Annotated in this window: 21 protein-coding genes and 2 tRNA genes; 16 read left to right on the top strand and 7 right to left on the bottom strand. The window is 34.6% G+C overall.

What is annotated here, in order from left to right; genetic code table 11:
- Nucleotides 1-5 precede the first annotated feature (5 nt).
- The 15 genes from NCC77_RS08245 to NCC77_RS08175 all read left to right on the top strand — a co-directional run bounded on the left by NCC77_RS08245 (nucleotide 6) and on the right by NCC77_RS08175 (nucleotide 13,484).
- Nucleotides 6-347 (top strand): hypothetical protein, encoded by a 342-nt coding sequence (locus NCC77_RS08245; RefSeq protein ID WP_095931751.1) that lies wholly within the window; start codon nucleotides 6-8, stop codon nucleotides 345-347.
- A gap of 189 nt (nucleotides 348-536) precedes the next feature.
- Entirely contained in the window at nucleotides 537-986 is a 450-nt protein-coding gene (locus NCC77_RS08240; RefSeq protein ID WP_250835144.1) for a GNAT family N-acetyltransferase, read from the top strand.
- 2 nt (nucleotides 987-988) lie between these two features.
- A complete protein-coding gene (locus NCC77_RS08235; RefSeq protein ID WP_250835143.1) occupies nucleotides 989-2,602 on the top strand; it encodes a glycoside hydrolase family 3 protein in 1,614 nt (537 codons plus the stop codon).
- Nucleotides 2,603-2,725: 123 nt separating this feature from the next.
- Nucleotides 2,726-3,364, top strand: coding sequence for a peroxiredoxin (locus NCC77_RS08230; RefSeq protein ID WP_012024184.1), 639 nt, complete (start codon nucleotides 2,726-2,728; stop codon nucleotides 3,362-3,364).
- 162 nt (nucleotides 3,365-3,526) lie between these two features.
- Nucleotides 3,527-3,835, top strand: coding sequence for a thioredoxin family protein (locus NCC77_RS08225; RefSeq protein WP_007805605.1), 309 nt, complete (start codon nucleotides 3,527-3,529; stop codon nucleotides 3,833-3,835).
- Between the two features lie 109 nt (nucleotides 3,836-3,944).
- Entirely contained in the window at nucleotides 3,945-4,202 is a 258-nt protein-coding gene (locus NCC77_RS08220; RefSeq protein ID WP_008462029.1) for a DUF6952 family protein, read from the top strand.
- 692 nt (nucleotides 4,203-4,894) lie between these two features.
- Nucleotides 4,895-5,392, top strand: a complete 498-nt coding sequence (gene tpx / locus NCC77_RS08215) for a thiol peroxidase (protein WP_095931755.1) — start codon at nucleotides 4,895-4,897, stop codon at nucleotides 5,390-5,392.
- Nucleotides 5,393-5,405: 13 nt separating this feature from the next.
- A complete protein-coding gene (locus NCC77_RS08210) occupies nucleotides 5,406-5,780 on the top strand; it encodes a diacylglycerol kinase (RefSeq protein WP_250835142.1) in 375 nt (124 codons plus the stop codon).
- A gap of 18 nt (nucleotides 5,781-5,798) precedes the next feature.
- Entirely contained in the window at nucleotides 5,799-8,252 is a 2,454-nt protein-coding gene (locus tag NCC77_RS08205; protein ID WP_250835141.1) for a DNA translocase FtsK, read from the top strand.
- A gap of 73 nt (nucleotides 8,253-8,325) precedes the next feature.
- Nucleotides 8,326-8,952 (top strand): outer membrane lipoprotein periplasmic chaperone LolA1, encoded by a 627-nt coding sequence (lolA1, locus tag NCC77_RS08200; RefSeq protein WP_490019314.1) that lies wholly within the window; start codon nucleotides 8,326-8,328, stop codon nucleotides 8,950-8,952.
- 8 nt (nucleotides 8,953-8,960) lie between these two features.
- A complete protein-coding gene (locus NCC77_RS08195) occupies nucleotides 8,961-10,415 on the top strand; it encodes an LptF/LptG family permease (RefSeq protein ID WP_250835139.1) in 1,455 nt (484 codons plus the stop codon).
- Nucleotides 10,416-10,417: 2 nt separating this feature from the next.
- The gene (ribB, locus tag NCC77_RS08190) at nucleotides 10,418-11,551 is read left to right on the top strand and encodes a 3,4-dihydroxy-2-butanone-4-phosphate synthase (protein WP_172426962.1); all 1,134 of its coding nucleotides are present in this window, start codon (nucleotides 10,418-10,420) and stop codon (nucleotides 11,549-11,551) included.
- A gap of 1 nt (nucleotide 11,552) precedes the next feature.
- Entirely contained in the window at nucleotides 11,553-11,951 is a 399-nt protein-coding gene (locus tag NCC77_RS08185; protein ID WP_125721663.1) for an acyl-CoA thioesterase, read from the top strand.
- Nucleotides 11,952-12,103: 152 nt separating this feature from the next.
- Nucleotides 12,104-12,188, top strand: a tRNA-Ser gene (locus NCC77_RS08180).
- A gap of 228 nt (nucleotides 12,189-12,416) precedes the next feature.
- Complete coding sequence (locus NCC77_RS08175; RefSeq protein WP_250835138.1) at nucleotides 12,417-13,484, top strand: DUF4291 family protein; 1,068 nt, start codon at nucleotides 12,417-12,419, stop codon at nucleotides 13,482-13,484.
- Nucleotides 13,485-13,512: 28 nt separating this feature from the next.
- Here NCC77_RS08175 and NCC77_RS08170 read toward each other — a convergent pair whose 3' ends face one another.
- Complete coding sequence (locus NCC77_RS08170; protein ID WP_250836251.1) at nucleotides 13,513-13,710, bottom strand: YqaE/Pmp3 family membrane protein; 198 nt, start codon at nucleotides 13,708-13,710, stop codon at nucleotides 13,513-13,515.
- Nucleotides 13,711-13,995: 285 nt separating this feature from the next.
- Here NCC77_RS08170 and NCC77_RS08165 point away from each other — a divergent pair.
- Nucleotides 13,996-14,083, top strand: a tRNA-Ser gene (locus NCC77_RS08165).
- A 145-nt stretch (nucleotides 14,084-14,228) separates the two neighbouring features.
- On the opposite strand, the gene NCC77_RS08160 is transcribed toward NCC77_RS08165, so the two are convergent.
- From NCC77_RS08160 to NCC77_RS08135, 6 genes are all read right to left on the bottom strand, one after another.
- Nucleotides 14,229-15,128 carry an ROK family protein gene (locus NCC77_RS08160; protein WP_250835137.1) on the bottom strand — a complete coding sequence of 300 codons (900 nt, stop codon included), beginning with the start codon at nucleotides 15,126-15,128 and terminating at the stop codon, nucleotides 14,229-14,231.
- Between the two features lie 22 nt (nucleotides 15,129-15,150).
- Nucleotides 15,151-16,614, bottom strand: a complete 1,464-nt coding sequence (locus tag NCC77_RS08155) for a glycoside hydrolase family 125 protein (RefSeq protein ID WP_250835136.1) — start codon at nucleotides 16,612-16,614, stop codon at nucleotides 15,151-15,153.
- Nucleotides 16,615-16,620: 6 nt separating this feature from the next.
- Entirely contained in the window at nucleotides 16,621-18,900 is a 2,280-nt protein-coding gene (locus NCC77_RS08150; RefSeq protein WP_250835135.1) for a GH92 family glycosyl hydrolase, read from the bottom strand.
- A 140-nt stretch (nucleotides 18,901-19,040) separates the two neighbouring features.
- Nucleotides 19,041-21,302, bottom strand: a complete 2,262-nt coding sequence (locus NCC77_RS08145; RefSeq protein WP_250835134.1) for a GH92 family glycosyl hydrolase — start codon at nucleotides 21,300-21,302, stop codon at nucleotides 19,041-19,043.
- A 100-nt stretch (nucleotides 21,303-21,402) separates the two neighbouring features.
- Nucleotides 21,403-23,394 (bottom strand): beta-mannosidase, encoded by a 1,992-nt coding sequence (locus tag NCC77_RS08140; protein WP_250835133.1) that lies wholly within the window; start codon nucleotides 23,392-23,394, stop codon nucleotides 21,403-21,405.
- A 435-nt stretch (nucleotides 23,395-23,829) separates the two neighbouring features.
- Nucleotides 23,830-25,344 carry a SusD/RagB family nutrient-binding outer membrane lipoprotein gene (locus tag NCC77_RS08135; protein ID WP_250835132.1) on the bottom strand — a complete coding sequence of 505 codons (1,515 nt, stop codon included), beginning with the start codon at nucleotides 25,342-25,344 and terminating at the stop codon, nucleotides 23,830-23,832.
- Nucleotides 25,345-25,346: the final 2 nt, after the last annotated feature.

Raw genomic sequence — 25,346 nt, 5'->3', positions numbered from 1 at the left:
TACCTATGGAAATCAATGAGAATTTGCAGAACGAACGCAATCTGAAAGGAACTGAGTTCGAGAAAAATGGAAATCTAGAAAAAGCGATTGAGTTGTATGAAGAAAATGTTGCAGAAGGCTTTAAAGGAAATCACCCTTATGATCGATTGGCAACGATCTACAAAAACGAAAACGATCTGGACAATGAAATCCGCGTTTTAGAAAAAGCAATTGTGGTTTACGAAATAATCACCATTGAAGACCGATTAGAAGGACTACCAAAGCTTTTCCGTTTTAAAAACAGATTGGAAAAAGCGCTTGAAACCAAAAAACAATTGGCTAAACAAAAGAAGGCAAAACTGAAATAATTTTTACCATTAAGACATTAAGTAATTTAAGCCAAGCTTTATGAACTTTCTTATTGAAAAGAAGAGAATAAAGTAAAACTAAGGCGCTAAGCTTAATTTTTCTACCTCGAATAGATTAAGCAATTTAAGCCATAGCTTTATGAACTTAATGCCTTAATGGTAAAAACAAGATAACTAAATTTATTTGACATGGTTACTTTAAAACGTACGAATTCAGATGATATCGATTTTATAAATTTGGTTGCTTTACTAGATCAAGATTTAGCGATTAGAGATGGTGAAGATCATGCGTTTTACAATCAGTTCAACAAAACGGATAAGATAAAACATGTGCTCGTGTATTATGAAAACGGAATTCCTGTTGGCTGTGGCGCTTTTCGCGAAAAGGAACCAGGAACAACAGAAATCAAACGAATGTATGTTCATCCTGATTACAGAAAAAAAGGTATTGCATCGGCAGTTTTAGCAGCATTAGAGATCTGGGCAAAAGAAGTTGGTTATACGTATACCATTCTCGAAACTGGAAAAAATCAGCCGGAAGCAATCAACTTATATCAAAAATTAAATTATACCATAATTCCCAATTATCCACCTTACGAGAAAATGGATAATAGTGTTTGCATGAAAAAGACTTTATAATAATGAAAATCACAGCAGAAGCATTACGACAAAAAATAGGACAATTTTTCTTTCCAGCAGTATTCATCAACGATACCGAAGAAAATATTCAGGAAACGGAACGTTTAATCAAAGAATACAATATTGGCGGATTGACCTTTTTCCATAGCCGTGCTAGCGCTGCAACCAATTACGAGAGTAAGAAAAAAGTGGTTTTCAACGATGACAGTTACGAAAAAATCAAAGTACTTATTGCTCGTTATCAAAAAGCAGCTTCTACTCCACTTTTAATCAGTATTGATGCAGAATGGGGTTTAGCAATGCGTATCGAAAAAACACCGCAATATCCGTATGCCATTACGCTTGGCGCTTTACCAGAAAACAAAGCAAACTTAGTTTACGAAGTTGGAAAACAAATTGGTTTAGATTTAAAAGCAGCTGGAATTCAGTATAATTTATCGCCTTTGGCAGACATCAATAATAATCCAAACAATCCTGTAATTGGTTATCGTTCTTTTGGTGAAAACAAAGAAAAAGTAGCCGATTTTTCAATTGAATATTTAAAAGGAATGTCAGAAGTTGGCGTTTTAGGCTGTCTGAAACACTTTCCTGGACATGGGAACACCAATGTCGATTCGCATTTAGGTTTGCCGGTTTTAAAGGAAACGCTGGAAGAATTAATGGAAAACGAATTATATCCGTTCATTAAAGGAATTGAAAATAATGTTGATTCGATTATGATTGGACATTTGGCCGTTCCGAGTTTAAATGACGGAAAAGATACTTCTGCAACTTTATCAAAAGCCGTTATTCAAGATCTTTTGCGTGATCAATTAGGTTACGATGGCTTGGTAATTTCTGATGCTTTAAATATGCACAGCGTTTCGAAATTGTACGAAACAAAAGGCCAATTAGAATGGGAAGCTTTCAATGCTGGAAATGATGTTTTATGTTTCGCAGAAAACGTTCCCGAAGGAATTGAAGCGATTTATAAAAATGCTTCTCCATACCGTATTTTTGAAAGTTATAATAGAATCATGAAAGCGAAAGAAAAAGCAGGAATCCTTTCTGGAAATACAGCAATTTCAGGCGAATTAAACTTCGAAAAAACATCTCAATTAAATCTTGAAATCGCTCAAAATGCAATTACCAAAATCATTGATAATGGCATTTCAGATTTAGCGTTTGAAGCGCAGAAAAACAACAAATTAGCCAAACTGAGTGTATATAAAAATACCGAAAATACATTCTTCAAAACTTTAAATGCAAAATTAGCTTCACCAGAATTTGCCTTTGAAAGTTTAGAAACTTCAGACATCAATTTGATCAAAAGTGAGTTAGAGAAATTCGACACGATCATTATTTCCTTATTTGTTCCAAAAGCAAAACCATTAAATAATTTCGAAGTAAATGATGAAGTTTTAGAACTACTTTCTGATTTGCTGCAAACCCAAAAATGCATTGTTTACGTTTTTGGAAACCCGTACGTTTTACCTCTTATTCCGAATCTAAAAAAGGCTTCGGGATTAATTCAGGCGTATCAGGATTTTGAAGAATTTCAAAAAACAGCAGGAATTCAATTTTTAGAAAAAAATAGTTTCAATGGCATTTTACCAGTAAATATTGATATTCAATAACTTAAAATACTAAATAGTCAAAATTTATCAACTTATAAATTTTTATAATCACATCTTATTGTAAGAACCTGTACTTATGCCCTACTTTTGCACCAAATAAATTTTTAACGTAAAACGAATATTATGTCTTTAGTAGGAAAAAAATTCCCAAGTATTGCAGTAGATGCTATCTCAGAAATGGGTGACAATTTAAAAATCAACATTTTTGAAGAAGCAGTAAACAACAATAAAAAAGTACTTTTATTTTGGTACCCAAAAGATTTTACTTTTGTATGTCCAACTGAATTACACGCCTTTCAAGCTGCATTACCAGAATTCGAAAAAAGAAATACTATCGTAATTGGTGCTTCTTGCGACACAAACGAGGTTCACTTTGCTTGGTTAAATACTCCAAAAAACAATGGTGGAATCGAAGGTGTTACTTACCCAATCTTAGCTGATACAAACCGTAACTTAGCTAACATTTTAGGTATTCTTGATATCGAATCTACAAGCTATAGCGAAGATACAGATTCAGTTATCATCGAAGGTTCAAACGTAACTTACAGAGCTACTTACCTTATTGACGAAACTGGAAAAATCTTCCACGAAAGCGTAAACGATATGCCATTAGGACGTAACGTAAACGAATACTTAAGAATGGTTGACGCTTACACTCACATCCAAACTAAAGGTGAAGTTTGTCCTGCAAACTGGGAAGCTGGTAAAGAAGCAATGTCTGCAGACAGAATCAGTACAGCTGAATACTTAAGTGCAAACTAAGAAATAAAATTTCCAAATTTTTAAAATTCCAAATTCCAATTGGGATTTGGAATTTTTCTCTCTCAAAAAATCAATAATATTTTCAAAATTTAGATTTTCTAAGTTCGATCGTAAGATTTGGAATTTGGAATTTATAAACTTGGAATTTAAATACAGAAAACTATGTTAATCGACTTAAACGAAGATACGTTAGCAGATTTAGTTGCTAAAAACGAAAAAGTAGTAGTACAATATTCAGCTTCATGGTGTGGAAATTGCCGTATTATGAAACCAAAATTCAAAAAACTAGCGACAGAAAATGAAGCTATTACTTTTGTTTTGGTTGATGCAGAAAATTCTCCTGAATCAAGAAAATTAGCTAATGTGAGCAACTTGCCAACATTTGCAACTTTCGTAAACGGACAATTAGTTGGCGAAACGCAAACCAACAAACAAGAAGTTTTAATTGACTTGGTAAACGCAATTGCTTAATTTTAGATCGTTAGACTTACTTAGATTTTAAGACAACTTAGATGTTGTATAAAAATTATAGAAAGTCTAAGAAGTCTAAGCAAGTCTAAAAATCTAAGAAATCTAAACTATGAAATTACCAGTAATTAAACATTTAACGCAATTCATCGAAGAAAACGATCAGGATTACATCATTGAAACGATCGAAGTTCTAGAAGCGATGACCGAAATTCCCTCTCTTAAAGACGAAGAATTAGACGTAATTGGCGAATTGATTTCGAATATGTACGGCGCCCTTGAAGTGCAAAAATTGGTTGCTCAAGGAACAGATAAAAAAGAAGCTTTAAATACGTTCATGAAACGTGTTTTAGGATCAATCGATAAGTAAATCGGCTTCCTCCCAAAGGATAAATAAAAAAACAAAGCTGAGAAAGCGTTTCTATCTGGAGACGCTTTTTTTAGTTTACAGTGTTCAGGTTTTTAGTATTCAGTTTTTAGTGTTCAGTTTTTAGTGTTCAGTCGCAGTATTCAGTCACAGTCTCTCGAAATCTTTGTCAGGCCGAGCGGAGTCGAAACCCACACATAACAAAATCAAACCTTTGTAAAAGTTTAAAACTTTGACAAAGGTAAAATCGCAATCACACTAAATCTAAAATCTAAAATAATCAGGGCGAGACAGTATTTGAAAAAACGGGCAAACATACTTTATCTTAATTCGCCCGTTTTCCCAAATACTGTCGGGCTATCCGCGCTACTTCGGTAGCTTGCTCCTATCCCTCTCGCGACTAAACGGTTTCAATAGACACCATATAATTATTGAACAAAATTGTCAGGCTGAGCGAAGTCGAAGCCCTTCAATGTAATTCCGCAAAGATTATCAATTTAAATTGAAGAGTTACTTGTGTGGGCTTCGACTCCGCTCAGCCTGACAAGCGCAAAAAATCTAAAATATTTAAAAAAATTCGTGAATTTGTGGCCACCCAAAAACCTATCTTAATCTCTCCTTAAACCGATAACAAATACTTTTAGATTCAAATATTAATCCTTACTTTTGAGCCTCATTAATTTTAAACAAAAATCATGGCATCTATCACATTAGGAGGAAATCCAGTTCATACATCAGGCGAATTGCCAGCAGTTGGATCGCAATTAGCTGACTTCAAATTAGTTCAAAACGATTTATCAGTTGCTACATTAAGCACTTTTGCTGGTAAAAAATTAGTTTTAAATATCTTCCCAAGTGTTGATACAGGAACTTGTGCTGCATCTGTTAGAAAATTCAACCAAAGCGCAAGCGGATTAGAAAACACAACTGTTTTATGTATTTCTAGAGATTTACCTTTTGCTCAAAAACGTTTTTGTGGTGCTGAAGGTTTAGAAAATGTAGTAAACTTATCAGATTTTCAAACTGGTGCTTTTGGAAAAGCAAACGGATTAGAAATCGTTGATGGTCCTTTAGCAGGTTTACACTCAAGAGCAATCATTGTTGTTGATGCTGATGGAAAAATCGTTCACACAGAACAAGTTGCAGAAATTGCAAACGAACCAAATTACGAAGCAGCTTTAGCAGCACTATAATATTTTCCCTTAAATGGAGTTTCAAAAAGATAATACATTTTTTACAGGTAGGTTAAAAAGCATGACTTATGCTTTTAACGGAGCTGTAAAATTGATTAAGACAGAACACAGCATCATGGTACAATTCTCTCTGGGAATTATCATGACGATTGCTGGATTCTATTTTCATATTTCTCAAACCGAATGGCTGTGTCAGACACTGGCCATTGGTTTGGTTTTAAGCATTGAAGGATTAAATACGGCAGTTGAAAAAATTGCCGATTTTATCCATCCTGATTACAGCAAACGAATCGGTTTTATTAAAGATATTGCTGCCGGAGCGGTATTTTTTGCCGCAATGACTGCAATTGCAATAGGCTTGATTATTTATATCCCAAAATTTATTTAGGCAAAGGAAAACGCAAGAATGGCAAAAAATAAAAAAGAAACTGTAGATAAAAAAAACGAAAAACAGGAAGGAGTTAAAAGATCATTTAAGATGTCTAAACAGCAAAGATTTGTTTTAGGCTGTCTTTTGGTTCTTTTTTCTATTGCACTATTGGTCGCATTTATTTCTTTTTATGTAAACGGACAATGGCAAAATGACCAAAGTGTCGTAAATCAGCTCGGTGATCGTGCCGAAGTTGCTGAAAACTGGCTCGGAAAATTCGGAGCTTATCTTGCCGATTTAATTATCTATAGAGGTTTCGGACTTGCCTCTTTCATTTTTGTACGTTTGTTTTTCCTTACCGGAATGTTTTTAGCATTGGAGCTTTCGACCCAAAAACTAAAAAATACTTGGTTCTGGGACATTTTTGCTATTATTGTTGTTTCTGTACTATTTGGTTTCTTCGCTACTTCTGCACCAGAACTTGGAGGAACAATTGGTTACGAATTAAATTTATTCCTTCAAGATTATATTGGAAAAACAGGCACACTGCTTACACTGCTTTTTGGTTTAATTATCTATTTGATCTTCAAAATCAAATTATCGCCAGAAAAAATCCAATCGTATTTTGATTCTACTAAAAAAGAATTCAAATCAGAATTAGACAAGTTAAAACCAGCTGTAAACCAACCTGAAAGCGCTTATAATCTGGAAGAATTTGCTATTAAAGAAGAAGTTGAAAGTGATCCTGAAATAGATGATATTCACATCAAAACAGTTGACACGCAATTTGAACTTAACAAAGAAGCTTTAAAACCAACTATTTCTCATTCATCAGAAATTGAGCTAAATCCAGTTTTAAAGCCAATTACCCCAAAACAAGAATTACCATTAGTTTCTCCTGATGAAGCGTTTGTAATTGAAAAAGCAGAAGAAGAAGATATTATCGAAGAAAACTTAGCTTCTCGCTTAGTTGCCGATTTCGGATTATTTGACCCAACTCTGGATTTATCCAATTACAAATTCCCAACCATTGATTTATTAAAAGAATATTCAACTGGCGGAATTACAATCAATCAAGAAGAATTAGAAGAAAATAAAAACAGGATTGTAGATACACTTCGTAACTACAAAATTGAAATTGCACAGATTAAAGCAACCGTTGGACCATCGGTTACTTTATATGAAATTGTGCCGGAGGCAGGAATCAGAATTTCTAAAATTAAGAGTTTAGAAGATGATATTGCTTTATCATTATCAGCATTAGGAATTCGTATTATTGCGCCAATTCCAGGAAAAGGTACGATCGGTATTGAGGTTCCGAACAAAAACCCTACTATGGTTTCTATGAAAAGCGTAATTGGAGCTGCAAAATTCCAAGAGGCCGAAATGGAACTGCCAATTGCTTTAGGAAAAACCATCTCAAACGAAACTTTTGTTGTCGATCTTGCTAAAATGCCTCACTTATTGATGGCTGGAGCAACGGGACAAGGAAAATCGGTTGGATTAAATGCGGTTTTAACTTCGCTTTTATACAAAAAACATCCAGCTGAAGTAAAATTTGTTTTGGTCGATCCGAAAAAAGTAGAGCTTACGCTTTTTAACAAAATTGAAAGACATTATTTAGCTAAACTTCCTGACACTGAAGATGCTATTATTACTGATAATGCAAAAGTGGTCAATACTTTAAACTCACTTTGTACCGAAATGGACAATCGTTATTCTTTATTAAAAGATGCGATGGTTCGTAATATTAAAGAATACAACGATAAATTCAAGTCTAGAAAATTAAATCCAGAAGCCGGCCACCGATTCTTACCTTACATCGTTTTGGTTGTCGATGAGTTCGCCGATTTGATTATGACTGCAGGAAAAGAAGTTGAAGTTCCGATTGCTCGTTTGGCTCAATTAGCACGTGCCATTGGCATTCACTTGATTATTGCGACACAAAGACCATCGGTAAACGTTATTACCGGTTTAATTAAAGCCAATTTCCCTGCCAGAATCGCATTTAGAGTAACTTCTAAAATTGACTCTAGAACGATTTTAGACACACAAGGAGCCGATCAGTTAATTGGACGAGGAGATTTATTATACACAAACGGAAACGACGTAATTCGTGTGCAATGTGCTTTCATTGACACACCAGAAGTCGAAAAAATTACCGATTTTATTGGCGGACAAAAAGCATATGCCACAGCTTATTTGCTTCCAGAGTTCGTTGGAGAAGAAAGTGGCATTAATCTTGATATAGATATTTCCGAAAGAGATACTTTATTTAGAGAAGCGGCAGAGATTATTGTCAATGCTCAGCAAGGTTCTGCTTCTTTATTGCAACGAAAATTAAAATTAGGATACAACAGAGCTGGTCGTTTGATCGATCAACTTGAGGCAGCAGGTATTGTTGGTCCGTTTGAAGGCAGTAAAGCGCGCAGTGTAAACATCTTAGATTTAAATGCTCTTGATCAATTTTTTAATAATGAACAAAATTAATCCAATCATGAAAGCAAAAATTCAAGAAATCAACAACAATTCTATCACAAACATGACTAAAAAGTGTTTTCAAATGGCAATTATTTTGCTTTTGAGCTTCACTTCTGTTCAGGCTCAAGATAAAAAAGCGAAAGATTTATTGAACGAAGTGACTTCTAAAATAAAGAGCTACGACAATATTGTTATCGACTTTAAATATTCTTTGAATAATGCCAAAGAAAATATCAATCAAGACAGTAAAGGAAACGTAACGATGAAAGGAAATCAATATGTTTTGAATTTTATGGGCGTTACCAAAATTTTTGACGGTCAGAAAACCTACACTATTGTTCCTGAAGACGAAGAAGTTACTATTTCTAAAGTAAACGAGAAAGATGATAATGCTATCACTCCTTCAAAAATGCTTACTTTCTTCAATTCTGGCTACAAATACAACATGGACATTGTTCAGAATGTAAAAGGAAGAAAAATTCAATACATCAAATTAGTTCCTACAAGCGGAAAAGACCAAAGAAAAGAAATTTTGTTAGGTATTGACGTTCAGACAAAACACATCTATAATTTGATTGAAACTGGAAAAAACGGCACAAAAACAACTTTAACCGTTAATTCTTTTAAAACCAATCAGCCATTATCAAAAAATCAATTTACCTTTGTAGCGAGTAAATACCCGAAATACTACATCAATAAATTAGATTAATCAGAAGGTTGAAAATACTAGACAAATACTTATTAAAAACATTCTTATTTACATTTACTACGGTATTTGTAATCTTATTTTTCATATTCATACTTCAAACAGTATGGCTATTTATTTCAGAACTAGCAGGTAAAGATCTCGACTTAACATTGGTCGTGAAATTCCTGCTTTTTTCTATGCCACGAATTATACCGCTGGTTTTACCCTTATCGGTTTTATTAGCCTCTATTATGACTTTCGGAAATCTTGCCGAAAATTATGAGTTCGCAGCCATGAAATCTTCAGGAATCTCACTGCAAAGAGCAATGAGAGTACTGATTATTTTTATTTTCGTTCTAAGTATTGTGGCATTTTGGTTTGCAAACAACGTCATTCCGTATGCCGAATATAAATTTGTCAACTTTAGAAAAAACATCGCACAAGCCAAACCTGCGATGGCTATTGCCGAAGGTCAGTTTAATGATGTCGGCACTTACAACATTAAAGTAAACAAAAAATCTGGCGAAAATGGTAATCATCTAACTGGTGTAACTATTCACGAGAAAGCGAATAATATGGGGGAAAACAAAACCGTAATTAAAGCTAAAACTGGTGAATTAGTCAGTAACGAAAAATCTAGTATTTTAAAGCTAGTTTTAAATGATGGCTATTACTACCAAGATGTTACGCCAAAAAAATATGAAGATCGTGCAAAAATGCCTTTTATAAAAGGTAAATTTAAAACACAGATCATCAACATCGATTTATCTGAACTTAACAAAGTTGATGACAGCAAAGAAAGCATTGCAGGAACAAATGCAATGTTGAATGTTAATGAATTGCGCTATACTCTAGACTCCTTGAGTAAAAATTTAGATAACGAAATTGTTTCTTTTTCTGAAAACATTAATCAACGAGTTGGCTTTAAAAAGTTTTTTACAGATTCGCAAAAAAACATCAAGAAGAAACCACTTCCAAATGATCTTTTATCTATTTATTCCAACAAAGAAAAAGTAGATGTTTTAAAAATGGCCGGAAGCAATGTTACGAGCAGCATCTATTCAATCGAAACTACTCAAAGAGATTTAAAAGACAAACAGCGAGAAATCAACAAGCATTTGACTGCATTGTACGAGAAATTTGTAATTGCTTTTGCTTGTTTCTTAATGTTTTTTATTGGAGCTCCGCTTGGTGCTATTATTAGAAAAGGGGGACTTGGACTTCCTATTGTATTTGCAGTTTTAATCTTTATTACTTTCCATTTTATTAATACTTTCGGAAAAAGAGTATCTCAAGAAGGCGGTATGACTCCATTTTTAGGATCATGGATGTCCTCTTTTATTTTGTCGCCTCTTGCAATATTGTTAACCTATCGCGCAACAAACGATAATGGATTAATTAATTTTGATGCGATTACAACTCCTATTTCACAACTATTTCAGAAAATCTCTGAGCGGTTTTCACCTGCTCAAAAGCAAAAATAATTATGTCAACAACAAAAATACAACTGAATACCATTGAAGAAGCTATAGAAGATATTCGTCAAGGTAAAGTAATCATTGTAGTCGATGATGAGGATCGAGAAAATGAAGGTGATTTTTTGGCTGCTGCCGAAAAAGTGACTCCAGAAATGATCAACTTTATGGCTACTCACGGACGTGGATTAATCTGTACACCACTTACAGAAAGCCGATGCAAGGAGTTAGATCTTCGTGCCATGGTGACCAACAATACAGATCACATGGAAACTGCTTTTACTGTTTCTGTAGATTTAAAAGGTCAAGGAGTTACAACTGGAATTTCTGCAGCAGATAGATCAAAAACGGTTCAATCTTTAGTTGATCCTAATACAAAACCACACGATCTAGCTCGTCCTGGTCATATTTTTCCTTTAATTGCTAAACAAGGCGGTGTTTTAAGAAGAACTGGACATACTGAAGCAGCAATTGATTTTGCACGTTTGGCAGGATTTAAACCTGCTGGTGTAATCTGCGAAATTTTAAACGAAGACGGAACAATGTCTCGTTTGCCAGAATTGATTAAAGTGGCTAAAAAATTCGATTTAAAATTAGTTTCTATCGAAGATTTAGTTGCTTATAGAATGCAACACGATAGTTTGATTGTTAAAAAAGAAGATTTCGATATCGAAACTCGTTTTGGAACTTTCCGTTTAAGAGCTTACGAACAAACTACCAACAAACAAATTCATATTGCTTTAACTAAAGGAACTTGGAATCTTGGCGAACCTATTTTGACCAGAATTCACTCTTCTCAGGTAAACAACGATTTATTGGGCACATTAACTAATAATGCAGAACAGCAATTAGACGATATGTTTAAAGTGATTAATGAAAACGGAAAAGGTGCTGTTATCTTTATCAATCAAGATATGACTGCTGTAAATCTTTTAAATAGAATTTCTGAGCTTAAAACATTACAATCTAACGGAACTTTAAAAGCTCCGAAAGTGATTATTGACAGCAAAGATTACGGAATCGGAGCTCAAATTCTTCATGATATAGATATTTCTAAAATAAGATTGGTTTCGAATACAGAACAAACAAAACGTGTCGGTATGATTGGATACGGACTTGAAATTACAGAATATGTTAATTACTAATATGGGAACAGTAGAAGAAAGAATTCAGAAATCGGAAACTCGTATTTTTAAAGCCGTTTTCCCTAGTACAACGAATCATTATGATACTTTATTTGGAGGAACTGCTCTTCATTTAATGGATGAAGTTGCTTTTATCTGCGCGACTCGATTCAGCCGTAAAAAAGTAGTTACGATTTCTACAGGGCAAATTGACTTTAAAAAAGCAATTCCTGCAGGTACATTAATTGAATTAGTAGCAAAAGTAGACAGCGTTGGAAGAACTAGCTGTAAAATTCACGTCGATATTTTCATGGAACAAATGTATTCTGAACTTCGCGAAACGGTAGTTTCAGGAACTTTTTCTTTTGTTGCTGTTGACGAAAACAAAAAACCAACGCCAATTTTAGACGATTTAGATTAATTTTTCAAAAAACATCACTTTCGGAAATACTGATAATTAGACACTTGAAAATTATCTTAGAAAACTTCAAAAAAAAAGTCCGAAAAAAGTTTTTATAACCGAAAAACCGTCTTATATTTGCACCCGCAATCAGACAATGATTGCGACATACTGGAGAAATGGCAGAGCGGTCGAATGCGGCAGTCTTGAAAACTGTTGACTGTAACAGGTCCGGGGGTTCGAATCCCTCTTTCTCCGCAGAACTTTGAAACCCTTAACTTCGTTAAGGGTTTTCTTTTTTACTGCAACACCCTCCGACTTTAAATTTCAGTTATATATTCAAGACCTATTCTAAGCGGAACTTCCACCGTAAAATAAAGTTGTTCAAAAACCAAACTACTGAGCCAACGCAAATTGTTTATATTAGCTCAAGAAATAAACGAATACCAATCACCCGTTCCCAAAATCCAAATCTTAAATAAACGAATGACCCAAAGAGAAACTGATTTAATTGAAATAAAAAGGCTTTTAACAGAGAAAGACAGTGACGGTGTATATGAATATGCTCTTTCTTTTATTTACACTTATGAAAAAGATGAAGAAATTCTTTTGCTTCTTTGTCAACTGTTCGAATCGGAATGGCATGAAGCTCACGAAGATATGGCTAGCGCTTTTCAATATATTTCAAACCCTATTACAGCAGAAACTTTATTTAAAGTAGCATTCTCAGATTATGAATATATTAGTTGGAATGAGTACTTTCCTTTGCAGAGAAAATGTACTTGGGCGCTTGCAGATATTGGCACCAAAGAGGCTAAAAAGTATTTAGAACAAATAGAACAGCAAGCCAATGAAGTAATAGCTGCATACGCAACCAAAAGACTGGTGCAATGGGATTTTGAATTCAGAAGAAAAGTTCCCGTTTTAGGCGAATCAAGCTATAAGGGTTTTGCAATAGCTCTTGAAAATTATCCAGATAGATTAAAAGAGTTGCCTAAAAACGGGCAAAATATAATAGGTTATGTAATGAAAAACCTTGACATTCTTGACAACCCTCCATATGATGGTATAGTAAAAGAATTTGTCGTATTGTATCTACTTAACACGAAAACTATAGCTACCTCTATTATAGAAAACCAAGATCTTGGAAAGGCTGATTACAGCGGTTTGAAAGCAAATTCAATACATCTAAGTTTTCTATCCATAATGCATCATTACCAATTGAGCGAAAAAGAAAATCAGGAAAGCGCATTGGCTGTTTGGACAAGAAAAGAAGCTTTTGAAGAGATTTTAGAAAAAGTAAAACCGAAGTGGAATTCTGATTACGATTATTTTGGAAAAGAAATCGAAAGACAAACCATACAGCTGGATTTGACAGAAGAAGATTTTGAAAAATTGGTAAAAGAAAAAATTGAATTTGTATTAGACGCTTCTGATTTTATCAAAGAGCAAAAACAATACTTAGATCAAAATCAAATTGAAAAACTGATGATTCCTAAAGAGCGAATAATTGATTTTGAAAAACCTGGAATTATTGATGAGAAATGGGCATAAATTTCCATATACTTTGAAAATGAAAAAATCATCTTTTTCGCATGGCTCTTATTAGTTTTTCATTACGTCTGTCGGCTCTTGAATTCTGAAGTGATATGACAGCCCATATGGCAGCAGGCAACCAGCCGATTAAAGTAAGCTGTAAAATTAAACAAAGTAAAGATGTTAAAATTTTACCTCTTAAAAGAAAGGAGATACATGGAAAAAATATTGCTATAAGTGTCATCATTTTTATCTGGTTTAAGTTATATGTCGCAAATCTTCTGATTTGTTACTTAAAACCTCATCACAGATTAAAAATTATCTTAAATTGAAATATTTCACAAAGTAAACTAAGACGCCTTAATTTCATTCTTTCTGTTTTTGCCTCACTCTTAAATCTTTAGCTTTCTTAGGGATTTTCTTTTTTATGAGTCGATCATTTTCTTTGTAAATAGTTTCAAAAAAATTTTCACAATTCAAAAAACACCTTATCTTTGCACTCGCAATCAGAAAATGAGAGCAACATACTGGAGAAATGGCAGAGCGGTCGAATGCGGCAGTCTTGAAAACTGTTGACTGTAACAGGTCCGGGGGTTCGAATCCCTCTTTCTCCGCCAGATGAAGTTTCAGAAGAAACTTAAAAAATAAAGAGCCTTTAGATATTCGTATTTAAAGGCTTTTCTATTACAGTCAAAAAGATATGTAATACTAAATAAGTAAAACAAAAAAACGGATGAGTCCAATACTCATCCGTTTTTATTTTTAATCACAAAGGAAACTAACTGCACCTAACAAGGCTGCAATTTCATTATCATTCGAAATGGAAACTTGAATTTCAGAACCCGATTTCTGAATTGTTTTGTTAAATGAAGACAAAAACAAATCGCTTGCATTGGCAATTTTTCCTCCAATAATAATATGATCTGCTGTAAAGTTGATAATCCACGGAATTGCGACTGTTGCTAAATCCTCTCCCATTCTTTCAAATACCTGAATTGCCTTCTGATCTCCATTTTTTGCTAGATTATAAAGTTCTAAACCATTATTAAGATCGCAACCGCTTAAAGATTTGTAATGTGATAAAAGACCTCTAACCGAAACATAATCTTCGGCAATTCCATCTTTATAAGACAGATTGTATATTTCGCCATCAGTGGGAACAGAACTTCCTGAACTGATTGATGTTCCTTTGTCAATAAAACACGCTCCCAATCCAGTTCCTAATGTTACTGCCATTACTTTTTTAGAAAGATTTTCCTGCTGTTTAAAAACTTCTCCTTTTCCAAAACAAACAGCGTCATTTTCAAAAAGAACTGGAAAATCTGCAGGAAAATCTAGAGTTTCCAAAAGCAATTCTCGAATGTTTAATCCGTAAAAATGTTCGTATTTCGACTGATCTTTAATCCAGCAAATTCCGTTTTTATAATCAAAAGGTCCAGGCATGCAAATTGCAATTCCTTTAATATCTTTAATCTTAGAGTTTTCTATTGCGGTACTAATTACTTTTTTCCAGATACTCATAACCTGATCTGCTGGCATATTTGAATCGAAAGATTCTTTACAAATCGAAAAGTCAAGAACTTTCATTTCTGCTTTATCAATAACCGCAGCCGTAATATGCGTTCCTCCTATATCCAGCCCAATGGCGTGTGATGTATTCATTTTTAATTATTTAGCTTTAGTACTAGATATTTTTGTCTTTTAAAATTTGAGGATAATAAATACTGGTATGTACAATCATTTCGCCAAATAATGTATTCGCCCAGGCAAACCATTTACGGGTAAATTTGGTTACATCGTCTTTATGAAATGATTCGTGCATAAATCCTGTATCGGCGTTTGTTTTAATTAAATTGCTGATACAAGCCTTTATTTCTTTTTCGTCTACACTTGTAATCGCCCTCAAAACAATACTCATAGGCCAGATCGTATCAACTCCCGTGTGCGGACCGCCAACACCTTCGCCTGCTTTTCCTTTATAGAAAAACGGATTATTTTCAGACAGCACCACTTTTCGTGTATTTAGATATAAAGGATCATTTGGAGCAATAGCGCCTAAATATGGCAATGACAATAAAGACGGCACATTAGCATCGTCCATCATGTGGAAACTGCCGTATCCATTTACTTCAAAAGCTATAATTTTTCCGAATTTCGGGTGATTGATGATTCCGTGTTCATTAAGTCCATTTTGAACCTCATCTCTTAATTTTGTGGCTTTCGCAACTAAATCATTGTCTTTTAAAGCTGGCAGAGAGAAAATTTCAATCAGATAGCCCAATATTTCAATAGCGAACATATTGCTCGGAATCAGATAACCAAACAAAGTAGAATCGTCACTTGGTCGGAAAGTCGAGACAATTAATCCGCACGGTTTTACAGGATAGCCATAACCGCCTAACGGAACTCCGTCTGTCGCCCAAGCCGTCTGACGCTGAAAACTATAAGGTCCTCCTTTTCCATCCATTCGCTGCTGTTCTTTAAAAGTCAGCAAAATTAAAAGCATGGCTTCTTTCCATTTGGCATCAAATAAACTGATGTCTCCTGTTTCCTTCCAATATCCGTGTGCTAATCGAACTGGATAACACAAACTGTCAATTTCCCATTTTCTTTCGTGAATTCCGGGTTGCATTTTAGTAAGGTCATTTTTCCATTCGCTTTCCTTCGTAAAATCTTTATAAAAAGCATTCGCATACGGATCCAGCAGAATACATTTCGCTTGACGATTAATTACTCCTTTTACCAGTTCTGCCAGTTTCGGATCTTCTTTTACAAACGGAATATAAGGCCAAATCTGTGCCGTACTGTCTCTAAGCCACATGGCATCAATATCTCCTGTAATTACATACGTATCTGGTTTCCCATCAATAATCTCAAAATCGACTGTGGTATCTAATGTGTTTGGAAAACAGTTTTCGAATATCCACGCTAACTCAGGATTGCCGATTTGTTTTTTGATGCGTACGATAGCGGCTTCAATTGCTTTACTCGTAAATTTTCTTTCGGCAACAGGAGGTCTTTTAGAAACAAAATCTTTTAGTGGAAAGGGAAAAGCATCTGAATTAAATCCGAAAGCTTCTGTTTGAAGTGCCAGTAATCCTGCTGAAAAAATGCCTGCATTTCTTATAAATTTTCTACGTGACTGCATATATTTTTATTTTGAAGTTGAATAAGAATATGGGAATGATTCCTTTGTTGTGCCTCTTTTAAAATTAGGAGAACTTGTCATATCAAAATTTAATTCCCCTCCTTTTAATACATCAAAATGATTGATGTAATTTTTAGTATGAAGAGCATTATCCCATTTTAATTCGTTTACATATTTGTTGGTTTCTGAATTATTAGGCGCATTGATAATAAGCTGTTTTCCGTTTTCTAACTGCAAAGTTGTTTTCTTAAACAGAGGCGCTCCTAAAACATATTCTTCAGTTCCTGGGCAAACCGGATAGAATCCCATTGCTGAAAATATATACCAAGCAGAAGTTTGTCCGTTATCTTCATCTCCACAATAGCCGTCTGGAGTTGGTTTATATAAACGGTTCATAACTTCTCTTGACCAGTATTGTGTTTTCCAAGGTTCTCCTGCGTAATTGTACAAGTAAATCATATGCTGAATTGGCTGGTTTCCGTGAGCGTATTGTCCCATATTCATAATCTGCATTTCGCGGATTTCGTGAATAACAGCTCCATAATAACTGTCGTCAAAAATTGGAGGCATTGTAAATACGGCGTCTAATTTTGCTGTGAAATTTTTCTCTCCGCCCATTAAATCAATCAAGCCTTGAATGTCATGAAAAACACTCCAGCTGTAATGCCAGCTGTTTCCTTCGGTAAAAGCATCTCCCCATTTAAACGGATTAAAATTGGCTGGAAAACTGCCGTCTTTATTTCGTCCGCTCATTAATCCTATTTCCGGATTGTAGAGTTTTTTGTAATTCAGCATTCGTTTTTCATACAAACTGATTTCTTTTTTCGGGCGATTTAATGCTTTAGCCAGTTTCCAGATCGTAAAATCATCGTAAGCATATTCCAAAGTTCGCGCTGCATTTTCGTTGATATTCACATCGTACGGAACATATCCCAAAGTATTGTAATATTGAACTCCTTTTCTTCCAACTGCATCCAACGGGCCTTCATTATTGGCGCCATGAAGTAAAGCTTCGTATAAAGTATTGATGTCATAACCGCGTAATCCTTTCATATAAGCGTCTGAAACTACAGAAGCAGAATTGTTTCCTACCATTACATTTCTAAATCCTGGGCTTGACCATTCTGGCAGGAATCCGCCTTCTTTATAATCGTTTATCAATCCTTCCTGCATTTCTTTATTTATAGAAGGATAAACCAGATTTAACAAAGGATATAAAGCACGGAAAGTATCCCAAAATCCCGTTCCTGCATACATATAACCCGGAAGAACTTTTCCGTTGTATGGGCTGTAGTGTACAATTTCGCCCTCTTTATTTATTTCATATTGTTTTTGTGGAAAACAAACGGTACGGTATAAACAAGAATAAAAAGTTTTTAATTGATCTTCGTTTGTATCTTCAACTGTAATTTTTCCTAAGACTTTGTTCCATTCATTTTTAGACTGTGCTAGAGTTTTCTCAAAAGATGCTGCATCTAATTCGTTTTTTAAAGTTAGTTCAGCCTGTTCAGGACTTATAAAAGAAGAAGCTACTTTTACATTTATTTTTTCTCCTTTTTTAGTTTTAAATCCAACTATTGCGCCTGTATGAAGTCCTGTTGCTTCTAATTTATCTTTAATCAAAACTCTATCAATACAAGTATAATTTGTTGCAAATGGTTTATCAAATACTAAAACAAAATAGTTCTTAAAATTCTGAGGAACTCCGCCGCTGTTGCAAGTTGTATAACCGATTATTTTATTCTCTGACGGAATTATTTTGATATACGAACCTTTATCAAAAGCATCGATTACAATAGAAGATTTTTCATTTTCAGGAAATGTGATCTGAAAATGTGCTGCTCTTTCTGTTGTGGTAATTTCGGTCGTAACATCATAATCAGCCAAATAAACGCTGTAATAATATGGTTTTGAAATTTCTGCTTTATGGCTGAACCAACTCGCACGCTCGTCTTCGGTGAAAGCCAATTTACCTGTAACGGGCATAATCGAAAACTGACCGTAATCGTTCATCCAAGGTGACGGCTGATGCGTCTGCTTAAATCCTCTGATTTTTTCTGCCGTATAGGTATACGCCCATCCATCTCCCATTTTGCCAGTTTGTGGCGTCCAGAAATTCATTCCCCACGGTCTGCAGATAGCAGGATACGTATTTCCGTTAGAAAGATTATGCAAAGACTGCGTTCCCATTAACGGATTTACATATTCTACTGGCTCTTTAACTTGCGCATTTATAGAAATGCAGCAGTGTATTAATCCAAAAAAAATTAAACTTTTTATTTTCATCTCATGTATTGTTGTCCTGCAAGGTTTTTAAAACCTTGTAGGTATTTATTTTTGTGAAATCTGAATCTATAACTTATCTTAAAATAAAATCTTTAACTATGCCTACAAGGTTTTAAAAACCTTGCAGGAAATCCACAGTTCTAAAGCGGCCTGTCTTCTTTTTTTACTCCAAATGTTTGCGAAGGTTTGCTTCCCATATATAATTTGAGTTCTCCTCCTTTTACAATCATTTCTTGTGTGATGTATGATTTTGAGTATGGTTTTCCGTTATATTCTGCTTTTTGGATGTAGAGATTTGAAGCGCTGTTATTAACCGCATTTATCGTAAATGAAATACCTTTTTTATGATGAATTACAGCATTGTTTACTAACGGACTTCCCAAAACGTAAATTCCGTTCGCAGGATTAACCGAATAGAATCCCATAGAAGATAAAATATACCAAGCCGACATTTGTCCTAAATCTTCATTACCACATAATCCGTCTGGTTTTGTTGAGTAGAATTTATCGTCAATTTCTCGAATTAATTTTGCTGTTTTCCAAGGCTGTCCCACATACGCATACAAATACGGAATATGATGATTCGGCTCGTTTCCGTGAGCGTACTGTCCTATTAAACCGCTAATATCTGGCGAAACATCCTCTCCTTCTACTTTATCAGTCAATAGAAAAAGTGAATCTAATTTTGCAATAAATTTATCTTCGCTTCCAAATAAATCAATTAAACCGTACGGATCTTGAGGAACAAGCCAAGTATATTGCCATGCATTTCCCTCAACATAATCGTCTTTACGATGTGCTGACGAAAGCGGATTAAATGGCGTTCTCCAATTTCCATTTGTTAATTTACCACGCATAAAAGTGGTTTCTCTATCAAAATAGAGCTTATATAAATTGGCTCTTTTAGTGAAATAATTATAATCGTCTGTTTTGTTTAAAGATTTCGCCATCAAAGCAATACAGTAATCATCAATTGCATATTCTAAAGCATTTCCAACAGATTCTAATAGTTTATCAGCAGGAATATATTCTAGTTTCTGAACATAATCCATTCCGTCTCGCGTTTGCATGGCCGTTTTTTTAATGGCTTCATACGCTAAATTGACATCATAATCGCGATATCCTTTTAAATACGCATCAACGATAACGGCTATGGAATGATTTCCGTTCATGGTATTAGTTTCGTTGCCCATTAAATGCCAAACTGGTAATCTGCCCTGTTGCTGATAAATCGCTAAAAACGATTTTACAATATCATTGATTTTTTCTGGCTGCGTAATAGTGTATAATGGATGCAGCCCGCGGTAAGTATCCCAAAGTGAAAAAGTAGTGTAATTGGTAAAATTGGCTTTTTCGTAGACTTTTTTATCTGTTCCCAGATAATCTCCGTTGGCATCATTAAAAATAGAAGGTGCAAACATGGTGTGATACAATGAAGTATAGAAAACTTTCATTGTTTTTTCATCTGCTTTTATTTGAACTTTATTTAATTCTTTGTTCCATTTTGAATCTGCCAGTTTTACAACTGCGTCAAAATCCCAATTCGGAATCTCTGCTTTTATATTGGCAGATGCATTTTCGACGCTAACTGGAGAAATTCCGACTTTTACCAGAATCTGTTTATTTTTTAAAGTTTTAAAATCTAAAACTGCTTTTATTTTTAAGCCCTCACCTTCTGTTCCTTTAACTACGGCTGTACTGTCATAAACCATCATATTTGTGATAGGTTCAGAGAATTCCATTGCAAAATAAATGCGCTGATCTGCTGCCCAACCTGTCGAATAACGATAGCCTTCAATTTTAGTTTCGCTTACTTTTTTAATGAACGTTTTCACAGGCCTGTCCCAACCAATTCCATCGGCAAGATCAATCAAAATATGTGAATCGTCTGTGTTCTCAAAAGTATATTTATGAAAACCAACTCTTTCACTGGCCGTTAATTCGGCTTTGATTTTATATTTATCCAATAAAACGCTGTAATATCCTGGCTTTACCACTTCGTTTTTATGAGAGAAATACGAGCCGTAACCATTTGCCATATCTTCTTTTGTTCCTTTGGTCAAACCAACTTTTCCACTAACAGGAAGTACCAGAATATCATTTAAATCTCCAATTCCGGTTCCGCTTAGATGCGTGTGCGTGAAACCTAAAATGGTATTGCTGGCATAGTTGTAACCGCTGCACCAATCCCATCCTTCAAAAATATTTACAGGTCCCAACTGTACCGCTCCAAAAGGAACATTTGCACCCACAAACACGTGACCATGACCTGCCGAACCAATAAGCGGATCTACATATTGCGTATAATTTACATCTGTTTGTTCTGCCTTTTTTTGCTGCGAAATTATTGGATTGGCGAAAAGTAAGCTCAAAGCGAAAAAACCGCTAAATAGTATTCTCATATATTTTTATTTTTTAATCTGTATGTTAGACGCACTGCAGTGCGTCTCTACGGAAAACCTTTGTCCCTTTGTCTCTTTGTCTCTTTGTTACTTTGAACCTCTACTCGTATCTCTTTAAAACCTCAAACAAAGAATAAATCTTAATTTCAGGTTTTGCTATTTTCCCTTCAAACGAAATTGTTTTTTCTTCTCCTGGCTTTAGATCAAAATAATTATCGCTCCATTTTCCATTATAACCTTTCATCGAGATGCAAATGTATTTTGCCATTTTCTGAGCTTTTACAATTACGTCATTTCCTTTTATTTCCCAGCTGATTTTTGGATCTTCTAATGCCAAATCTTTTGGATGTGTAAAATCGGTTTCTGGTTTTATGTCATCTCTGTAGGCTTCTTTTATAGCGTACCAAGCCGCTTTGGGCTGTCGGTTGTTGTAATCGGTAATGCTCCAGCTTGCTACAGGCCAGCAGTCGTTCAATTGCCAGACTAGAGTTCCCATATTATAAGGCGCTTTCGAACGATGAATCCCAACAATATTTTTGATTGAATAATAATGCAGACATTGGCTCAAGTAGGCATAATCTTCTAGATTCATCTTTTTAATCTTAGAGGCATCGATGAAATATTTACCTAAATAGGAATCTAATTTCTCAAAACCTTTGCCTGCCTTTAAATGTAATTTTAGTATATCTGAATATAAATGACGGTCTTCTGGAGAAGTAAAACTTTCAACTGTAGAATAATTCGGTAAAGACAGCATTCCGTATTCGCTCACAAAACGTCCTGTTTTTTTCTGAACGGCTTCAATATCTTCCAATCCCCACCAAATTCCCCAATAGTGGCTGTCTCCTTCAGTAATGCTTTTAGCTTTCGACCAATGGTGTAAAGGCGAAGAACTTAAATACGGACGTTTATCATCCACTTCTTTTACCCATTTTGGTATACTGTCATGAAATAAACGTGTATAATCTTTCCACAAACGAATTGAATCTTGTTTTGAAATTTTGAAACTTTTCATCCAGCCCCAATTTTTAAAGGCTTCATCAGATTCGTTGTTTCCACACCATAAAACAATACTCGGATGATGACGCAGCCTCTTAACCTGATACTGAACTTCTTTTTTTACATTATCAAAAAAAGCATCGTCTCCAGGAACCATTGTGCCCGCGAACATAAAATCCTGCCAGACATTTATGCCGTATTTATCGCATAAATCGTAGAAATAATCTTCTTCGTAAATTCCTCCGCCCCAAACACGAAGCATATTCATATTGGCTTCTTTGGCAGATAAAACTATTTTTTCATATTCTTTTTTATCTACTCTAGAAAGAAAAGCATCTGATGGAATATAATTGGCTCCTTTCATGTAAACAGGTTTTCCATCAATTTTAAAATAGAAAGATCTACCCAAACTATCTGGCTCTTGTATTAATTCAATCTTTCGATTTAAAACATAAGGTTTCTCGGGATTTTTTTCGTTGTAAGATTCCAATCTTGGCGTTTTCCATATTCCGCAGGTTGTAAATTTTGGTCCCCAATCCCAGCCAAAATGGTATTGTGCTTTACGTACATAAGCACGCGGATTGTCTGGAATTACAAATGGATAATCTTTTTTTGCCAGCGAGTCAACCACGTTTTGTGCCGATTGAAATACGATCCTCAAATCGTTGTTTCCTGATTTCAAGACTTTTTTAATCTCAACACGCCATTGACGAAACATATTATCGGCTTTTAAAACCAACTGATTGTTTACATAAACAGATGCATAAGTATCTAATCCGTCAAAAACTAAATCTGTATTTTTCTTTTTCAGCATATTTGCTGTAACCTGAAAAGTGGTTTTGTATTCCCAATTCTTGTGTCCTATCCATTGCAGTTTTTCTTCATTATCTCGGTAAAACGGATCTGGTATTAATTTGCTGTTTAGCAAATCTGTGTGAATTTCTCCCGGAACAGTCGCCGGATACCATTTTTGCGTTTTCTCTTCACGGTATGCCCAATTGTTTTTTAAATCAATTTGCTGTGAAAAGGCAATTGATGTAAAACCTACCCAAAATAGGCACATGAAACAGTGAAGTTTTTTTTGATAATTCATTTTATGGAATACTATATTAATACCTTCTAAAATTAGTAAAAAGGCAACTAATTTGGCAGTTTAGAGAAGGAAAGAAATGACCAAGTTTATTCCTTCTCTTTAGAATCTATTCTTTGTTAGTAACTCTAAAATACAACTAGAAATATCTTCTTTACCACTGCCTTATGCTTATTTTGGTTTTGATAGGAATCGTTTTAAATTCAAATAATGAAACAAATTCTTAAATATCGCTTTTTGAAATCTTTTAAATCCAGAAAGTAAATCCATCTTTTTCAGCAGAATCTCTCTTAGTTTGCTGCGAAAAAAAAGGTATTTGAATCTGCAAAGTAACTTCTCAAATTACTTGATTTTTAGATCAATTTATTATATGATTTTAAAAATAAGCCGGGTATGCTCATTACCCGACTTATCTTAACTAACCAACCACTTTAAAAATTATTTATCCCACCAGATTCTTGTGGTCATTAAATCTAAACCTTGACGTTGAATTGCTTCTTTATAATTAGCCTCGTTTGTAATAAGTTCGGACTGATCATAAATTAATCTTCTCGGGATTGTTCCTTTTGTGTCTCCTGTTGGATCATTCACAGGAACTAAAACTGGATAACCTGTTCTTCTGTATTCTGAGAATGCTTCAAAACCGTTGAATAATAAAACAATCCATTTTTGAGTAATAATCTGCTCGATTTTTTCTGCTTCTGTTCCTCCAGCTTTAAATGGATATGTAGTAATATAAGTGTTGTATTCTGCTGGTGAAACCAAAGGCACTTTATCTCCAAAAATTGCTAAAATATTCATAGCGCCTCTTACTCCATTTTCATAATACGTTTGAGCAGATCCGCCAACGTTCCATCCTTTTACTGCCGCTTCTGCCAATAAAAACTGAACCTCAGCATATGACATAATTAATGTTGGAGCATCTAAGCGCAATACTGTAGAAGTATTTGGGTCTGAGAAAAGCTTTTTATCTCCTCCCGGAAATTCTTTTGCATCATTTGCCAACCCTTGCTGACTTGCTGGGCTATTATCTCCTGTAGCTTCTAGTTTTGCATAAATTCGTAAACGCGGATCGTTTGTATTTTTCAATAAATCGATGAAAGTTTTACTGAATTTGATGTTAGATTCTCCTCCATTCAAATCATTTCTAACCCAAGAAGAGGTAATCGGATTCGTTTTAACTCCCGCAGGACCGGCATCATGTTTTAAAACCAAACTATCATCATTTGAAGTAAATACACCTTTAGCATAGGCTTTTTCTACAAATTCTTTTGCTTTTGCAGGATTTACTTTAGACAAACGCATTGCTACTCTTAACATTAAAGAGTTTGCCAATTTCTTCCATCTTGCAACATCACTTTGGTAATACAAATCGGCATTTCCAACAAAAGGTTTTCCAGCATCTAGTGCCGTTCCAGCCTCGTCTAATTCTTTTAAAAGATCGTTGTAAATAGCTTCTTGCGTATCATATTTCGGAGAAAAAATGTTTCCGTTATATCCTTTTCCTGCGTCAAAATAAGGAACTTCACCATAAGTATCTGTCAATTTTTGAAACAAGAAAACTTTCATGATTCTACAAGCCTGAATCATATTTGTATTCTCTGGCGTATCCTCTACTACAGATAATAATTGGAAAATCTGATTTAAACCTTTTCCGTAAGTTTCACCAAAAAGGGCAGCCGAATACTCCGAAGAATAGGTGTATTTTGAACCTGGTCCTCCAAGGGAAGAAAATTGCTGTACAATTTGTGCTGCGTATAAGTTATTTCCTCTTGTGTTAGAGAAATCCTGTCCGTCTACATAAATCTCTGCAAGTGTAAACATTGATTTTACAGCTGGATCTGTTAAGGCGTTCGGATTCTTATTCATTTCTTCGAATCCTTTATCGCATGAAGCCAATGTCAAAGCACCAACAATTGCGACACAAAATATTTTGATATATCTATTTTTCATCT

Origin of the sequence: Flavobacterium tyrosinilyticum (genome assembly GCF_023656565.1) — a bacterium.
GTDB classification, from domain to species: Bacteria; Bacteroidota; Bacteroidia; order Flavobacteriales; family Flavobacteriaceae; genus Flavobacterium; species Flavobacterium tyrosinilyticum.
The sequence above is the reverse complement of the archived record's forward strand: the minus strand, read 5'-3'. Positions and strand labels throughout refer to the sequence as shown.

Excerpts from the sequence above, each read along its gene's own strand:
- NCC77_RS08245 (WP_095931751.1), top strand. The coding sequence starts at position 6 with ATGGAAATCAATGAGAATTTGCAGAACGAACGCAATCTGAAAGGAACT.
- NCC77_RS08240 (WP_250835144.1), top strand. The coding sequence starts at position 537 with ATGGTTACTTTAAAACGTACGAATTCAGATGATATCGATTTTATAAAT.
- NCC77_RS08235 (WP_250835143.1), top strand. The coding sequence starts at position 989 with ATGAAAATCACAGCAGAAGCATTACGACAAAAAATAGGACAATTTTTC.
- NCC77_RS08230 (WP_012024184.1), top strand. The coding sequence starts at position 2,726 with ATGTCTTTAGTAGGAAAAAAATTCCCAAGTATTGCAGTAGATGCTATC.
- NCC77_RS08225 (WP_007805605.1), top strand. The coding sequence starts at position 3,527 with ATGTTAATCGACTTAAACGAAGATACGTTAGCAGATTTAGTTGCTAAA.
- NCC77_RS08220 (WP_008462029.1), top strand. The coding sequence starts at position 3,945 with ATGAAATTACCAGTAATTAAACATTTAACGCAATTCATCGAAGAAAAC.
- tpx (WP_095931755.1), top strand. The coding sequence starts at position 4,895 with ATGGCATCTATCACATTAGGAGGAAATCCAGTTCATACATCAGGCGAA.
- NCC77_RS08210 (WP_250835142.1), top strand. The coding sequence starts at position 5,406 with ATGGAGTTTCAAAAAGATAATACATTTTTTACAGGTAGGTTAAAAAGC.
- NCC77_RS08205 (WP_250835141.1), top strand. The coding sequence starts at position 5,799 with ATGGCAAAAAATAAAAAAGAAACTGTAGATAAAAAAAACGAAAAACAG.
- lolA1 (WP_490019314.1), top strand. The coding sequence starts at position 8,326 with ATGGCAATTATTTTGCTTTTGAGCTTCACTTCTGTTCAGGCTCAAGAT.
- ribB (WP_172426962.1), top strand. The coding sequence starts at position 10,418 with ATGTCAACAACAAAAATACAACTGAATACCATTGAAGAAGCTATAGAA.
- NCC77_RS08185 (WP_125721663.1), top strand. The coding sequence starts at position 11,553 with ATGGGAACAGTAGAAGAAAGAATTCAGAAATCGGAAACTCGTATTTTT.
- NCC77_RS08175 (WP_250835138.1), top strand. The coding sequence starts at position 12,417 with ATGACCCAAAGAGAAACTGATTTAATTGAAATAAAAAGGCTTTTAACA.
- NCC77_RS08170 (WP_250836251.1), bottom strand. The coding sequence starts at position 13,710 with ATGACACTTATAGCAATATTTTTTCCATGTATCTCCTTTCTTTTAAGA.
- NCC77_RS08160 (WP_250835137.1), bottom strand. The coding sequence starts at position 15,128 with ATGAATACATCACACGCCATTGGGCTGGATATAGGAGGAACGCATATT.
- NCC77_RS08155 (WP_250835136.1), bottom strand. The coding sequence starts at position 16,614 with ATGCAGTCACGTAGAAAATTTATAAGAAATGCAGGCATTTTTTCAGCA.
- NCC77_RS08150 (WP_250835135.1), bottom strand. The coding sequence starts at position 18,900 with ATGAAAATAAAAAGTTTAATTTTTTTTGGATTAATACACTGCTGCATT.
- NCC77_RS08145 (WP_250835134.1), bottom strand. The coding sequence starts at position 21,302 with ATGAGAATACTATTTAGCGGTTTTTTCGCTTTGAGCTTACTTTTCGCC.
- NCC77_RS08140 (WP_250835133.1), bottom strand. The coding sequence starts at position 23,394 with ATGAATTATCAAAAAAAACTTCACTGTTTCATGTGCCTATTTTGGGTA.
- NCC77_RS08135 (WP_250835132.1), bottom strand. The coding sequence starts at position 25,344 with ATGAAAAATAGATATATCAAAATATTTTGTGTCGCAATTGTTGGTGCT.